15 protein-coding genes are annotated in these 13,678 nt (G+C 69.2%); 7 read left to right on the forward strand and 8 right to left on the reverse strand.

Annotated elements, in window-relative coordinates:
- Positions 1 to 81: 81 nt before the first annotated feature.
- From AB0I12_RS21290 to AB0I12_RS21315, 6 genes are all read right to left on the reverse strand, one after another.
- On the reverse strand, positions 82 to 1,056 hold the full coding sequence (locus AB0I12_RS21290; RefSeq protein ID WP_359932278.1) for an aldo/keto reductase: 975 nt from the start codon (positions 1,054 to 1,056) through the stop codon (positions 82 to 84).
- Positions 1,057 to 1,140: 84 nt separating this feature from the next.
- The gene (locus tag AB0I12_RS21295) at positions 1,141 to 1,575 is read right to left on the reverse strand and encodes a MerR family transcriptional regulator (RefSeq protein ID WP_359932281.1); all 435 of its coding nucleotides are present in this window, start codon (positions 1,573 to 1,575) and stop codon (positions 1,141 to 1,143) included.
- A 50-nt stretch (positions 1,576 to 1,625) separates the two neighbouring features.
- Positions 1,626 to 2,018 carry a Fur family transcriptional regulator gene (locus AB0I12_RS21300; protein WP_359932284.1) on the reverse strand — a complete coding sequence of 131 codons (393 nt, stop codon included), beginning with the start codon at positions 2,016 to 2,018 and terminating at the stop codon, positions 1,626 to 1,628.
- 85 nt (positions 2,019 to 2,103) lie between these two features.
- Positions 2,104 to 3,108: a metal ABC transporter permease gene (locus AB0I12_RS21305; protein ID WP_359932287.1), complete on the reverse strand. Its 1,005-nt coding sequence runs from the start codon at positions 3,106 to 3,108 to the stop codon at positions 2,104 to 2,106.
- The gene (locus tag AB0I12_RS21310; RefSeq protein ID WP_359932290.1) at positions 3,105 to 3,878 is read right to left on the reverse strand and encodes a metal ABC transporter ATP-binding protein; all 774 of its coding nucleotides are present in this window, start codon (positions 3,876 to 3,878) and stop codon (positions 3,105 to 3,107) included. Before AB0I12_RS21310 ends, AB0I12_RS21305 begins: the two co-directional genes overlap by 4 nt.
- Positions 3,875 to 4,816, reverse strand: coding sequence for a metal ABC transporter substrate-binding protein (locus AB0I12_RS21315; RefSeq protein ID WP_359932293.1), 942 nt, complete (start codon positions 4,814 to 4,816; stop codon positions 3,875 to 3,877). The genes AB0I12_RS21310 and AB0I12_RS21315 overlap by 4 nt, the downstream gene beginning before the upstream one ends.
- A 51-nt stretch (positions 4,817 to 4,867) precedes the next feature.
- On the opposite strand from AB0I12_RS21315, the gene AB0I12_RS21320 reads away from it, so the two are divergent.
- Both AB0I12_RS21320 and eboE read left to right on the forward strand, forming a co-directional pair.
- Positions 4,868 to 6,145, forward strand: coding sequence for a YibE/F family protein (locus AB0I12_RS21320; RefSeq protein ID WP_359932296.1), 1,278 nt, complete (start codon positions 4,868 to 4,870; stop codon positions 6,143 to 6,145).
- 108 nt (positions 6,146 to 6,253) lie between these two features.
- Positions 6,254 to 7,402 carry a metabolite traffic protein EboE gene (eboE, locus tag AB0I12_RS21325; protein WP_359932299.1) on the forward strand — a complete coding sequence of 383 codons (1,149 nt, stop codon included), beginning with the start codon at positions 6,254 to 6,256 and terminating at the stop codon, positions 7,400 to 7,402.
- On the opposite strand, the gene AB0I12_RS21330 is transcribed toward eboE, so the two are convergent.
- On the reverse strand, positions 7,361 to 8,596 hold the full coding sequence (locus tag AB0I12_RS21330) for an FAD-dependent monooxygenase (RefSeq protein ID WP_359932302.1): 1,236 nt from the start codon (positions 8,594 to 8,596) through the stop codon (positions 7,361 to 7,363). The genes eboE and AB0I12_RS21330 overlap by 42 nt on opposite strands.
- An 88-nt stretch (positions 8,597 to 8,684) precedes the next feature.
- Here AB0I12_RS21330 and AB0I12_RS21335 point away from each other — a divergent pair, with 88 nt between their 5' ends.
- On the forward strand, positions 8,685 to 9,227 hold the full coding sequence (locus AB0I12_RS21335) for a helix-turn-helix domain-containing protein (RefSeq protein WP_359932305.1): 543 nt from the start codon (positions 8,685 to 8,687) through the stop codon (positions 9,225 to 9,227).
- Positions 9,228 to 9,240: 13 nt separating this feature from the next.
- On the opposite strand, the gene AB0I12_RS21340 is transcribed toward AB0I12_RS21335, so the two are convergent.
- Positions 9,241 to 9,537 carry a DUF6703 family protein gene (locus AB0I12_RS21340; protein ID WP_355688907.1) on the reverse strand — a complete coding sequence of 99 codons (297 nt, stop codon included), beginning with the start codon at positions 9,535 to 9,537 and terminating at the stop codon, positions 9,241 to 9,243.
- 21 nt (positions 9,538 to 9,558) lie between these two features.
- On the opposite strand from AB0I12_RS21340, the gene AB0I12_RS21345 reads away from it, so the two are divergent.
- The 4 genes from AB0I12_RS21345 (at position 9,559) to dusB (ending at position 13,132) form a co-directional block, all read left to right on the forward strand.
- Entirely contained in the window at positions 9,559 to 9,852 is a 294-nt protein-coding gene (locus AB0I12_RS21345; protein ID WP_359932308.1) for an antibiotic biosynthesis monooxygenase, read from the forward strand.
- A 103-nt stretch (positions 9,853 to 9,955) separates the two neighbouring features.
- Entirely contained in the window at positions 9,956 to 11,341 is a 1,386-nt protein-coding gene (locus tag AB0I12_RS21350) for a glycine--tRNA ligase (RefSeq protein ID WP_359932311.1), read from the forward strand.
- Positions 11,342 to 11,343: 2 nt separating this feature from the next.
- On the forward strand, positions 11,344 to 12,009 hold the full coding sequence (locus AB0I12_RS21355; protein ID WP_359932314.1) for a hypothetical protein: 666 nt from the start codon (positions 11,344 to 11,346) through the stop codon (positions 12,007 to 12,009).
- A gap of 1 nt (position 12,010) precedes the next feature.
- Entirely contained in the window at positions 12,011 to 13,132 is a 1,122-nt protein-coding gene (gene dusB, locus AB0I12_RS21360; RefSeq protein ID WP_359932317.1) for a tRNA dihydrouridine synthase DusB, read from the forward strand.
- Positions 13,133 to 13,678 lie beyond the last annotated feature (546 nt).

A 13,678-nucleotide genomic window follows, 5' to 3' on the forward strand; every position in this document is an offset into this window, starting at 1 on the left:
GTCTCCTTCGAAAGGGTCGGAAACGCAGAAAAGCCTCCCGCCGGAAGAGTCCGGTACGGAAGGCTTACTGCGGTCAGTTTATCAGTCGCGCGGTGCGGTCTGCCCGGCGACCCAGTTCATGTCCGGGTAGCGGGTGCCGACCGGCGTCAGCTTCGCGAGCGCCTCGACGTCGGCGGCGGACAGTTCCAGTCGCAGCGCCGCGACGTTCTCCTCCAGGTACTTGCGCCGCTTCGTGCCCGGGATCGGCGCCACGTCGTTGCCCTGCGCAAGCACCCAGGCGAGCGCGACCTGGCCGGGCGTCGCGTCGTACCGGCCGGCGACCGCGCGGATCTCCTCGACCAGGGCGAGGTTCGCGTCCAGGTTGTCACCGGAGAAACGCGGCAAGGTACGGCGGAAGTCGTCGGCCGGAAGGTCCGCGGGCAGCGCGCCGGTGAGCATGCCGCGCCCGAGCGGCGAGTACGGCACGATCCCGATGCCGAGCTCGCGGCAGGCCGGCAGCACCAACTCCTCGATGTCCCGGCTGAACAGCGACCACTCGCTCTGCACCGCGGTGATCGGATGCACGGCGTGCGCCCGCCGGATCGTCGCCGCGGACGCCTCGGACAGGCCGAGGTACCGGACCTTGCCGGCCTCGACGAGCTCCGCCATCGCGCCGACCGTCTCCTCGACCGGTACGCCGGGATCCATCCGGTGCTGGTAGTACAGGTCGATGTGGTCGACGCCCAGCCGCCGCAGCGACGCGTCGATCGCGGACCGGACGTACTCCGGCGACCCGTTCACGCCCCGCACCGCGTCGGTGAGCGGATCTCCGGTGATGCCGAACTTCGTCGCCAGGAACACCTCGTCGCGGCGGTCCGCGATCGTGCGGCCGATCAGCTCCTCGTTGGCGCCGAAGCCGTAGATGTCGGCGGTGTCCAGGAACGTGACACCGAGATCGAGGGCGCGGTGCAGGGTCGCGGCGGACTCGGTGTCGTCGGTCGTGCCGTACGCGTAGCTCATCCCCATACAGCCGAGTCCGAGCCGGCTGACCTCGGCGCCTTGGCTACCCAGTTTCATCAGAGTCTTCCCTTCAGATGGCCTTCAGATGGCATGGCTCCGCCGGCCGAGCGTCCGCGACGGTCGGCTGAGCTCAGTGGTCGGTTACGGGGCGGCGGTGCCGCCGTACACGGTGATCTTGTAGTCGGTCACCGCGAGGGCGAGCTGCAGATCATGCAACTGCCGCTGGATCCGGTCGCGGTGCTCCTGCATCAGGGCAAGCCGCTGCGGTGCGGTGTGTTCGCCCTCGAGCACCAGGTCCAGATAGTGGCTGATTGTGCCGATCGGCATGCCGGAGGCACGCAGCCTGCTGATGAACACGATCCGCGCCATCGCCCGCTCGTCGTAGCTGCGGTAGCCGGCGGCGTCCCGGCGTACGTCGAGCAGACCGATCCGCTCGTAGTACCGCAGGGTGTGCGGGGTGAGGCCGGTGAGCTCGGAGGCCTCGGCGATCGACAGCTGCTCGGGCAGATCCTCCGGCAGCTCGAGCAGGCACAGCAGGTCCCGGTCGATCGGCTCCAGTACCTCGGTCGCGTTCATGTCTACGACCGTATGCCTTCGAGTGCGCTCAAAGGCAAAGGTGACCTACGTCACGCCTTCTGGCACTCCGCGCAGGTGCCGAAGATCTCCAGGGTGTGGCTGATGTCCGCGTACCCGTGCTCGGCCGCGACCTTGTCGGCCCAGCGCTCGACGGCCGGGCCTTCGACCTCGACGGTCCGCCCGCAGTTGCGGCAGACCAGGTGGTGGTGGTGACCCTTCGAGCAGCGCCGGTACGCCGTTTCGCCGTCGGCGGTGCGCAGGACGTCGACCTCGCGGGAGTCCGCGAGCGCCTGCAGGGTGCGGTAGACAGTGGTCAGGCCGACGGCCTCACCGGCGGACCGGAGCTCCTGGTGGATCTCCTGGGCGGTCCGGAAGTCGTCGATCTTGTCGAGCGCGTGCGCGACCGCCGCGCGCTGACGGGTCGAGCGTGTTCCGATAGCCACCGTTCCTCCTGTCATCTCATTACCGCCGTCCAGTCTCTCAGAAGTCAGCAACTCGCTGCCGCAGCCGTGCTGCATCACTGCTGCATCAGTGCTCGTCCCAGTGGTCGCCGTGCGCCGCGTGCAGATGCCCGTCGTGCACATAGTCGACATGGTCGCCGTGCTCGACCTTCTTGTGCCCGCACTCCTGGTTATGCGCGTGCGGGTGCCCGGCGCTCACCACATGCGGCTCCGGCGCCGGCACGCCGATCTCCGGCTCCTCGTCCGCCAACGGACGCGCGCGGCCGGCCCGCCGTCGCAGCAGCGTCCCGACCGTCGCCGCGACGACGAACCCGGCCAGCGCCAGCACGACGATGGTCGCGCCCGGCGCGACGTCCGCGTTGTACGACGTGACGATGCCGGCGAGACAGGCCGCCACACCGATCACGCACGCGGTGATGAACGTACTGCGGAACGACCGCGTGATCTGTTGCGCCGTCGCGACCGGAACCACCATCAGTGCACTGACCAGCAGCAGCCCGACGGTGCGCATCGCGACCGTCACGGTGACCGCGGCCATCACAGCGATCACCAGGTTGAGCAGCTGGACCCGGAGCCCCGTCGTACGGGCGAACTCCTCGTCCTGGCAGACCGCGAACAGTTGCGGGCCCAGGCCGATCGCGACGATCAGGACGGCGACGGCCAGGCCGACGACGACATACAGGTCGCTCTGGGAGACGGTGGTGAGTGAACCGAACAGGTAGGTGTTCAGCGTGGCTGCGCCCTGACCTGCGAGTCCGATGAGCAGTACGCCGCCCGCGATGCCGCCGTAGAAGAGAAGCGCGAGCGCCACGTCGCCCGTGGCCTTGCCGCGGGCGCGGACCAGCTCGATGGCGGTCGCTCCGGCGATCGAGACGATGATGGCGGTCAGCACCGGTGCGCTGCCGGTCAGCAGACCGAGCGCCACACCCGTGATCGCGATGTGGCCGATGCCGTCACCCATCAGCGACAGCCGCCGCTGCACCAGATACGTCCCGATGGCGGGCGCCGACAACCCGGTGAGCAGGCCCGCGATCAGGGCCCGCTGCATGAACTCCAGCTGGAACATGGTCATGACGGGAGCCACCCCGGTTCGTCGTCGGTGGTGTGCGAGTGGTGGACGTGGGCGTGCGTCTGCGAGGCGTGCGGCGGGCCGTCGTACACGATGCGGCCGCGGCGCATCACGACCGAGCGGTCGATCAGCGCGTCCATCGGGCCGAGATCGTGGCTCACCATCACCACGGTCGTGCCGCGCGCGACCCGCTCCCGGATCGCGTCGGCGAAGATCTGCTGGCTGGCCAGGTCCACACCCGCCGTCGGCTCGTCGAGGATCAGCAGCTCCGGGCCGGACACCAGGGCGCGCGCGATCAGCACCCGCTGCTGCTGCCCGCCGGACAGCTCGGCGACCGCGTCCTTGCGCCGGTCGGCCATGTCGACGACCTCCAGCGCCTCCTCGATCGCCTGCTTGCCGGCGGCGCCGAGCGGCGTGAACAGCCGCCGCTTCGACAGCAGGCCGGACGACACCACCTCGTACACCGTCGCGGGCACGCCGCCGGCCGCTGTGATGCGCTGCGGCACGTAGCCGACCCGGCGCCAGTCGCGGAAGCGGGGGACCGGCGTCCCGAACAACCGGACCTCGCCGCGGGCCGCGGGAAGCAGCCCGACCACGGTCTTGATCAGCGTGGACTTGCCGGAGCCGTTGGTGCCGAGCACGGCGACCACCTCGCCCTGGCGGATCTGCAGGTCGATGCCCCGAAGCACCAGGCGGCCGCCCAGGTCGACCGAGAGATCGGCGACCTGGACGGCCCTGGCCGGCTCTGCCGGTTCTGCCGGTTCTACTGTCACGAGCAGCCGTTCGCTTTCTGTAGCTCTTGCAGGTTCTGCCGCATCAGGGTCAGGTAGGTTTCCTGGGAGTTGGCGTCCGAGAGGCCCTCGATCGGGCTCAGCACGGCCGTTTTGACGCCGACGTCCTTGGCGATCGTCTCGGCCACCTTCGGACTGACCAGCTCTTCGTAGAAGATGGTCGTCACGTGCTGGGCCTTCACGATGTCCTGGACCTCCTTGATCCGGGCCGGCGCCGGCTCCGCGTCCGGCGTGAATCCGGCGATCCCGACCATCGTCAGACCGTACCGCTTCGCGAGGTAGGCGAACGCCTCGTGGCTGGTCACGAACGTCTTCAGCCGGCAGCTCGCCAGACCGGTCTTGTAGTCGGTGTCGAGTTTGCCGACCTGGGCGAGCAGGGCCTTGGCACGCTCGTGGTACCCGGCCGCGTTGGCGCTGTCGACGCTCACCAGCCGGTCCTCGACGGCCTTGACGACCGCGGCGTAGCGCACCGGGTCGAGCCAGAAGTGCGGGTCGAGGGCGTCGTCCTTGTGCGCGGCCGCCTCGGCGCCTTCCCCGTGCTCCTCGAAGTCGGCGCCGGTCGCCTCCAGCTGCGCGGCCGGGGCGACGTCGAAGCCGGCGTCCTTCGCGTTCTGCTCGACGGCCTCGTCGACGGCGGGCTGCAGGTCCTTCTCGAACAGGACCAGCTTCGCCTCGGCGATCTCGCCGACCTGCTTGGGGGTCAGCTCGAGGTCGTGGGGCTCCACACCGGGCGCGGTCAGGGTGGTCACGTGCACCGCGTCGCCCCCCACTGTGCGGGCGATGAACTCGAGCGGGTAGAACGAAGCCACGACGTCGAGCTTGCCGCCACCGGAGTCGTTGGCGGAGCCGCCGCACCCGGCCAGGGTGAGGGCGGCCAGGGCGGTGGCGCCGGCGACAACAGCTCGAAGACCAGATCTCATGACAATCATTTTCATTTAACTGGAACTGATTGTCAAAACAGGGAGTTCAGATTGGCCAGCCGCAACGTCGGGCGACGACGTGCCGACTCCAAGCGCAACCTGCGCCGGGCGCTCGATATTCCGCCGGGTCACGGGCACGGACACGGTCATGGGCACGGGGATCATGTGGTCGACACGTCGGTGGTGAACTCCGACGCGATCGTCGCTCGCCGGGTCCGGATCGTGGTCGCCGCGGTGCTGGTCCCGCTGCTGCTGGCCGCCGTGGTGGCGATGATCGTGATGTGGCCCGGCGGTGACGTGAAGGTCGCGTCGTACCAGACCGCCACGGCCCGCGGCGAGGTCACCGCCGTCAAGGCCTGCCCGAACGTGAAGGACCAGTGCGACGAGGCGACGGTCGAGCTGACCACCGGGGCCGACAAGGGCGCGGTCATCCCGGTGCAGGTTCCGAAGGCCGGCCAGACGTCCATCCCGGTCAAGGTCGGCCAGACGATCATGCTCGGCGTCCAGGACGCACCGGAGGTCGCCGACCGGTACTCCTATGTCGATCACGACCGGACCAAGCCGCTGTTGTGGCTGGCCGCGATCTTCGCGGTCGCCGTCGTCGCACTCTCGCGCTGGCGCGGTTTCGCGGCGCTGATCGCGCTCGCGGTGACCGCGGTGATGCTGACGCAGTTCATCCTGCCGGCGATCCTGAAGGGCGAGAATGCGCTCCTCGTCGCGGTCGTCGGCGGCACGGTGATCATGGCGATCGCGTTGTTCCTGACGCATGGGATCAATGCGGAGAGTTCGATCGCGTTGTCCGGGACGGTGGCCGCGCTCGGGCTGACCGTGCTGCTCGGCTGGTTCTTCACCAAGTTCTGCCAGCTGAGCGGCCTGGCGTCCGAGGGGGCGTCCGGGGCCAAGGCGCTGGCGCCGGACATCGACCTGACCGGGTTGCTGGTCGCCGGGATGGTGATCGGCGCGCTCGGCGTGCTCGACGACGTGACCGTCACCCAGGCCGCGGCGGTGTGGGAGCTGTCGGCCGCGAATCCGTCCGCGAACCGTCGCGAGCTGGTCAGCGCCGGCCTGCGGATCGGCCGGACCCATGTCGCCTCGGTGGTCAACACGCTCGTCCTCGCGTACGCCGGCGCCGCGCTGCCGATACTGCTGATCTTCGCCATCCAGGACCTTCCCGGCCGGGCGGTGCTGTCCACCGAGTCGGTGGCGATGGAGGTGGTCCGCGGCCTGGTCGGCAGCCTCGGGATCATCGCGGCCGTCCCGCTGACCACCGCCCTCGCCGCGATGGCGGTCGCCGACCGGTCCCGCGACCTGGTGGCCTCGCAGGACTAACCGAAAATCAGCCCTTCCGCCTGAGCCTTCAGGCTCTTACGCTGCTGCTAGGTCACGGAGAGTCCGCCTGCGACTACCTTCAGTGGCTGCACGGGGTGAGGAGTGCTGATGAGGTTTCGTCATCGGGACGGTTCGACCGTCCACCTGGGGTACAGCGCGACCGTGCATCCGGCCGCGGAGCTCGACGAGCTGGTCGCCGGGCTCGATGCGTGCGCCGGCGCGGTTCGGAAGGCGCTCGGCGTACCGGTCCTCGGCGTCGGCCTGTGGTTCCCGCACCGGCTCGCCGATCGCCTGGCGAACTCGCCGTCCGCGCTCAGCAAGCTCCGCCGCGCGCTGCACCGGAACCGGCTGGAAGTCGTCACGCTGAACGGCACACCACACGCCCAGTTCAGCGACAAGGTCGTCGGCACCAAGCTGTACTGCCCTGACTGGACCGATCCCGAACGGCTCCGCTACACGCTCGACCTGATCGACGTCCTGGCCGAGCTGCTGCCCGCGGACGCGCCGTACGGATCGATCTCGACCGTGCCGCTCGGCTGGCGGGTGCCGTGGTCGAGGGACCGCAACCGGGCCGCGCGCGAGGCGATCGACCGTGTCGAGCAGCACCTCGCCCGGACCGAGACCAGGACCGGCCGGACGATCCGGATCGCCGTCGAGACCGAGCCGGGCTGTGTCCTCGAGATGATCGGTCAGGCCGCCGCCTGGCTGGACCGCTACGCCAGTCCGTACGGCGGTGGGTCGCGCATCGGGCTGGGGCTCGACACCTGTCATCTCGCAGTGCAGTTCGAGGAGCCGGCCGAGTCGTTCGAGCTGTTGTGGCGTGCGGGCGTGGATGTGGTCAAGGCGCAGTTGTCCCTCGCGCCGACGCTCGTGGACCCGTCGGACGCGTCCGGTCGCTACGCTCTCGGTCAGCTCGGCAGACCGAAGTACCTGCGGCAGGTGCGTGAGTGGGGCGGCCCTGGTGTCGACGACGTGGCGCAGGCCAACGAACTGTCCGGTCACGCGGCCTGGCGGATGCATGCGCACTTGGCGGCCCATGCCGCGCCACCGGATCCGTTGAGCGCGACAACCGGCGTACTGGACGAGTGTCTGACCAGGCTGGTCGGCGGCGGGCATCCCCTCACGCACCACCTCGAGTCGGAGGTGTACGTGTGGCCGCGTGCGCCCAGAACCCAACAGGCGTTGGCGAAACGGATCGCCAAGGAGCTCGCGTGGCTACGTGACCGGCTGACCGCGCTCGGGCTGGACCAGGTCTGAGTAGTCCGGCATCGGGACCGAGCTGAGCGCCTTGCCCACCGAGTTCTGCGACCAGATGAAGCGCTGCACCGATGTGGGCAGCTTCGCCAGCGTGGCGGCTGCTGTCGGCATCAGCCGCAACGCCAGGGGACCGGCCGGAATGATCGTGCGCATCACCTTCGGTGCGAACCGTCGGCTCTGCTCGACGACCGGCCGGATGGTCCGCTCGTAGTTGCGGAGCCCGGACGGCAGATCGCTACGAGCCGCGGCCAGCTCACCCGCCAGGATGTACGCCGCCATGACCGCAAGGCTCGTGCCGCCGCCGACTGCCGGACCGGGGCAGTAGCCCGCGTCGCCGACCAGGCCGATCCGGCCGCGGTGCCAGGTGTCCAGAGTGATCTGTGCGATCGAATCGAAGTAGAAGTCCTCGGCCGGCACCAGGTGCTCCAGCAACTGAGGCACCTTCCAGCCGTAGTCACGGAACTCCTTGACCAGCAAGGCTTTCTGCTCGTCCTTGTCGCGGTAGTCGTAGCGCAACTCAGGCGCGCGGAACAGGAACCCGGCGCGAACCTGGCCGGTCTGGTGCACGCCGTAGATGCCGACCAGCTTGCCGACGGAGAAGTGCGACAGTGTGTGGTTGCCGAGACCGAAGACGTCGGGCATCGAGAACACCGCGAGGTAACCGCCGAGCGGCCGGAGCATCGGCTCCTCCGGACCGAAGGCGAGCCGCCGGACGTTGGAGTGCAGGCCGTCGGCCCCGATCACCAGGTCGAAACGGCGCTGCGTCCCGGACTCGAACGTCACGTCGACACCGGCGCCGTCGTCGTGCACGGCCGCGATCGAGTCGCCGAACACGTACTCGGCGGTGTCGCGCGTGGCGGCGTACAGGATCCGGGTCAGCTCGCCGCGGAGGATCTCCACGTGCCGGCTCGAGATCCCGGCGTACATCCGGCTGAGGTCGACCTCGACCGGGCGCTTGCCGAACCGCTCGATCGTCATCGCGTCGAGTCGCGTGCGGGCCGCCTCGATCGCGTCCCAGCACCCCATCCGGCGGGTGATGTCGGCGGCGGAGCTGAACAGGTCGACGGCGTGGCCGCCGAGTCCGTGGCGGCCGGCCGGCGTGCGCTCGACGAGCGTCGGCTCGAAGCCGTACCGGTGCAGCCAGTGGGCGAGCACCGGACCGGCCACGCTGGCACCCGAGATCAGAACCTTCATGACAACCTCCTTACTTATCGGAAGGTAAGTAAACGGAGGCGCGATTGTCAATGGCTTACTTACCGGAAGGTCAGCTAATCTTCGGGGTATGCCGAGACGACGGACGGGCGACACCCGGGCGCGGATCCAGCAGGCCGCGCTGGAGCTGTTCGCCGAGCGCGGCATGCAGCAGACCAGCCTGCGCGACATCGCCGACCGCCTCGGCGTCACCAAGCCCGCGCTGTACTACCACTTCGCGTCCCGTGAGGACCTGCTGAACAGCCTCGTCGAGCCGATGATCGCGGACTTCGAGGCGTACGCCGCGGCGCAACGGGCGGCCGCACCGGTCGCGCCGCGGGAACTGCTCGGCTCGTACTTCGACCTCGCGCACCAGCACCGTGCGCTGATCCGGCTCGCGATCCGCGACCTGTCGGTGCTGCACGAGCTGAAGCTCGCCGACCGCTTCATGGAATGGCGCGGGACGCTCGCCGAGCTCCTGGTCGGCGCGAGTCCGTCGCTGTCGGACGCAGTCCGGTGCATGGTCGCGCTCGGCGGGCTGTCCGACTGCGCGGTGATGATCGACCACGAGCCGGTCGCCGAACTCCGCGAGGCCGCGGTCGACGCGGCCTACGACAGCCTCGGCCGCCCCTGAAGGACCGCGCGGCTCAGCCGGTCGCGATCCGCGAGACCGCGAACAGCAGGATCACGAGGATCGAGAAGATCCGCAGGAACCGCGGCCCGTTGGTCACCGCCGGCCACGACAGGAACGCCAGCCACCCCAGCAGCAACGCCAGCAACACCAAGGCCGGCACCCCCACCGGCACCGGAGCGAACACTCCGACCAGCGCCAGCACCAACGTGATCCCCGGCAACGTCAACTTGGGCGCGGCGTGCAGCTTGGCGACGTACGGATAGCTGATCTTCGTGATCCGCTGCCGCAACGGACTGCTGGGGGTGCTCATACCTCTATTGTTCCAGGTCCTATGGTTGAGCCCGTGTTCGTGGTGATCAGGTTTCGGGTGGGAGAAGCCGAGCAGGCCGGCTTCGGGGAGCGGATGCGGACCGCGGTCGACGTGCTGGCGAAGCAGAAAGGGTTCGTCGCGGCACGCGTGGGGCGCAACGTGGACGACCCCGAGTTGCTGGCGCTGACGCTCGAGTTCGAGAACATCGGGAGTTACCGGCGCGCGCTGTCGCCGTATGAGGTGAAGGTGGCCGCGGTGCCCCTGCTGTCCCAGGCTCTCGACGAGCCGTCGGCGTACGAGGATCTGCCGAGTTAGCACGGATTCGATCGGGGCCACCCCGGACCGATAGCCTGGTTCCTTCCGTAGATCTGTCAGTAGCCGTTCTGTACCCGTTCTGTGCCCGTTCTGGAGTCGAAAAGTGCCCGTGGAAACCGTCGATGCCGTCGTCAGCCTCAGCAAGCGCAGGGGCTTCGTCTATCCGTGCGGCGAGATCTACGGCGGCACCAAGTCGGCCTGGGACTACGGGCCGCTCGGCGTCGAACTGAAGAACAACGTGCGCACCCAGTGGTGGCGGACGATGGTGACCGGCCGCGACGACATCGTCGGCCTGGACTCCTCGGTGATCCTGCCGACCCAGGTCTGGGAGGCCTCCGGCCACCTGGCCGAGTTCGTCGACCCGCTGACCGAGTGCCAGTCCTGCCACAAGCGGTTCCGCGACGACCACCTGCGCGAGGACTTCGCCCGCCGCAAGAACAAGGATCCCGAAGCGGTCGAGCTGGCCGAGATCGCCTGCCCGAACTGCGGTAACAAGGGCACCTTCACCGAGCCGCGGATGTTCAACGGCCTGCTGAAGACCTACCTCGGCCCGGTCGAGTCCGAGGAGGGCCTGCACTACCTCCGCCCGGAGACCGCGCAGGGCATCTTCATCAACTTCGCGAACGTGATGGGCACCGCGCGGAAGAAGCCGCCGTTCGGGATCGCCCAGGTCGGCAAGAGCTTCCGCAACGAGATCACCCCGGGCAACTTCATCTTCCGGACCCGCGAGTTCGAGCAGATGGAGATGGAGTTCTTCGTCGAGCCCGGCTCCGACGAGGACTGGCACGAGTACTGGCTGAAGGCGCGCTGGGACTGGTACACCGGCCTCGGGCTGAACCCGGACAACATGCGGTTCTACGAGCACCCGAAGGAGAAGCTGAGCCACTACTCCAAGCGCACCGTCGACATCGAGTACCGGTTCAACTTCGGCGGCAAGGAGTTCGACGAGCTCGAGGGCATCGCGAACCGCACCGACTTCGACCTGACCACGCACTCCAAGCACTCCGGCGCCGACCTGTCGTACTTCGACCAGGAGAAGGGCGAGCGCTGGACGCCGTACGTGATCGAGCCCGCGGCCGGCCTGACCCGCAACGTGCTCGCGTTCCTGCTCGACGCGTACACCGAGGACGAGGCGCCGAACGCCAAGGGCGGCGTCGACAAGCGGACGGTCCTGCGGTTCGACCCGCGGCTCGCGCCGGTCAAGGCCGCGGTGCTGCCGCTGTCCCGCAACGCCGACCTCTCGCCGAAGGCGCGCGACCTGGCCGCCGAGCTCCGGCAGAACTGGAACGTCGACTTCGACGACGCCGGCGCGATCGGCCGCCGCTACCGCCGCCAGGACGAGATCGGTACGCCGTACTGCATCACCGTCGACTTCGACACCCTCGAAGACCACGCCGTGACGATCCGGGAGCGGGACTCGATGAAGCAGGAGCGGGTCGCCCTGACCGAGGTCACCGGGTATCTCGCCCAGCACCTGGTGGGTTGCTGACGATGAAGCCGATTCGGGATCTGGCCGTCTTCGGACTGGTCGCCGTGGCGCTGCTCGCGCTGGTGTCCTGCTCGGACACCAAGCCCGAGGCGGGGACGTCGCCGACGGCGCCCGCCACGAGCGCGCCACCGTCGAGCGCGCCGATCCCGACCGCGTCGACACCGACGCTGACCGCGCTGCCGACACCGTCGAAGCCCTGGCCGACGCCGAAGGTCACCGGGGAACCGGAGTCCGACGCGCCGCTCGCCGAGCGGATCACGTTCGCGATCGCGAAGCAGGCCCAGGTCACGGCCGGGAAGGCCGCCGCGACAACCGTGAAGTGCCCCGGCATCGACACCGTCGAGACCGCCGGCAAGCACGAACTGACCTGCACGGTGACGTACGCCGGGAAGCCCTACACCGGCACGCTGACGGTCGACGCCAAGCAGTACTCGGCGTCGTACAAGTTCACCTCGCAGTCGGTCGCGATCGTTCGCGCCAAGGTCGTGGACGCCGTGCTGCGGACCGTCACGGACGCCGCGAAGGTGACGTGCACGATGGACGATGTTGCCGTCGTCAAGCATTCCGGCGAGCCGATCGCGTGCGACGTGACGACCACCGCCAACGCCGTACAGCCTTACAAAGCACAGGTTTCCGGCGACGGACAGGTGCTGGTGGCGAAGGCCTGACATGCTGCACCTGGGAAATCTGACGATCGAGACGCCGGTGGTGCTGGCGCCGATGGCCGGCATCACGAATGCGGCGTACCGGCGGCTGTGCGCCGAGCAGGGCGCCGGGCTGTACGTGTGCGAGATGATCACGTCACGCGGCATCGTCGAAGGCGACCAGAAGTCGCTCGACATGCTGACGTTCGACGCGCGCGAGACCGTGCGGTCGGTGCAGCTGTACGGCGTCGACCCGACGTACATCGGGCGTGCGGTGCAGATCCTCTGCGACTGGTACGGCGTCGCGCACATCGACCTGAACTTCGGCTGCCCGGTCCCCAAGGTGACCCGCAAGGGCGGCGGCGCGGCGCTGCCGTGGAAGCGGAACCTGCTCGGCGCGATCCTGCGCTCGGCTGTGCACGCCGCGACGCCGTACGGCGTGCCGGTCACGATGAAGACCCGGATCGGGATCGACCTCGACCACCAGACCTACCTGGACGCGGGGCGGATCGCTGCGGACTCGGGTGCGGCGGCGATCGGGCTCCACGGTCGTACGGCGTCACAGGCGTACTCGGGGCAGGCGGACTGGTCCACGATCGCCGCGCTGGTCGAGCACGTCGACATCCCGGTGCTCGGCAACGGCGACATCTGGGAAGCCGGCGACGCCCTGCGGATGGTCGCCGAGACGGGCTGCGCGGGCGTCATCGTCGGGCGCGGCTGCCTCGGTCGGCCGTGGCTGTTCCGCGATCTCGCGGTCGCGTTTTCCGGTGGTGAGGCGCTCAACCTGCCGACGCTCGGCGAGGTCGCCGACGTGATGCGCCGGCACGGCGAACTGCTCGCGGAACTGATGGGGGAGCAGCGCGGCCTGCGCGACTTCCGCAAGCACGTCCCGTGGTACCTGAAGGGCTTCCCGGCCGGCGGCGAACTCCGCGCCGCGCTCGGCATGGTCGACTCACTCGCCCGCCTGGACGAGTTGCTGGCTGAACTCGACCGCAACGTCCCGTTCCCGGTCGCCGAACTCGGCGCCCCCCGCGGCCGCCAAGGCAGCCCCCGCGACCACATCGTCCTCCCACAAGGCTGGCTCGACGACACCGACGGCCTGACGGCCGACCTCGCCGACGCAGAAATCGGCGTCTCCGGCGGCTGATCCCTCCCGGACGGACAGCCGCGAAAGGACACCGCTTCGCGGCGACAGTCCTTTTGGCCGCCTCCGGCGGCGTACGGATCCCGCTGCGCGACCTGACCGCCGCGGCGAGGTGGATCGGTGCTCAGCGCCACGAAAGGACACCGCTTCGCGGTGACTGTTCTTTGGCCGCCTCCGGCGGCGTGCGCAGTGTGACCTGATCGCTGCGGTGCGGTGGATCGTGGTCGGTGCCGGGTAGCGGGTGCCGGGTGCCGCGGTGCCGCGGTGCTGGGGTGCAGGGGTGCAGGGGTACCGGGGGTGCGGGGGCACGGGGCACGGGTGCGGGGTGCGGGGGTGCAAGACGGCTGTTGTTGTCCCACCTGGGGAGGACGCCGGCGAACGGACCGCGCGTCGCGGCGACTGTTGTGGTCGCCTTCGGCGGCGTGTACGGCTCGCAGCGCAACCTGACCGCGTCGGCGAAGTTGACCGGTGCTCAGCCCTGCCGCCTGGGTGATTTGGATGTGCGAAACGGGTGCAGCCGTCCCGGCCCCGGACGGCGAGGTCGGCGGG

The sequence above is a fragment of the Kribbella sp. NPDC050459 genome (genome assembly GCF_040655315.1).
GTDB lineage: Bacteria > Actinomycetota > Actinomycetes > Propionibacteriales > Kribbellaceae > Kribbella.

Bases quoted from the DNA above. Each gene is read 5' to 3' on its own strand.
- AB0I12_RS21290 (WP_359932278.1), bottom strand. From the start codon at position 1,056: ATGAAACTGGGTAGCCAAGGCGCCGAGGTCAGCCGGCTCGGACTCGGC.
- eboE (WP_359932299.1), top strand. From the start codon at position 6,254: ATGAGGTTTCGTCATCGGGACGGTTCGACCGTCCACCTGGGGTACAGC.
- AB0I12_RS21295 (WP_359932281.1), bottom strand. From the start codon at position 1,575: ATGAACGCGACCGAGGTACTGGAGCCGATCGACCGGGACCTGCTGTGC.
- AB0I12_RS21315 (WP_359932293.1), bottom strand. From the start codon at position 4,816: ATGAGATCTGGTCTTCGAGCTGTTGTCGCCGGCGCCACCGCCCTGGCC.
- AB0I12_RS21305 (WP_359932287.1), bottom strand. From the start codon at position 3,108: ATGACCATGTTCCAGCTGGAGTTCATGCAGCGGGCCCTGATCGCGGGC.
- AB0I12_RS21345 (WP_359932308.1), top strand. From the start codon at position 9,559: ATGGTTGAGCCCGTGTTCGTGGTGATCAGGTTTCGGGTGGGAGAAGCC.
- AB0I12_RS21340 (WP_355688907.1), bottom strand. From the start codon at position 9,537: ATGAGCACCCCCAGCAGTCCGTTGCGGCAGCGGATCACGAAGATCAGC.
- dusB (WP_359932317.1), top strand. From the start codon at position 12,011: ATGCTGCACCTGGGAAATCTGACGATCGAGACGCCGGTGGTGCTGGCG.
- AB0I12_RS21355 (WP_359932314.1), top strand. From the start codon at position 11,344: ATGAAGCCGATTCGGGATCTGGCCGTCTTCGGACTGGTCGCCGTGGCG.
- AB0I12_RS21330 (WP_359932302.1), bottom strand. From the start codon at position 8,596: ATGAAGGTTCTGATCTCGGGTGCCAGCGTGGCCGGTCCGGTGCTCGCC.
- AB0I12_RS21335 (WP_359932305.1), top strand. From the start codon at position 8,685: ATGCCGAGACGACGGACGGGCGACACCCGGGCGCGGATCCAGCAGGCC.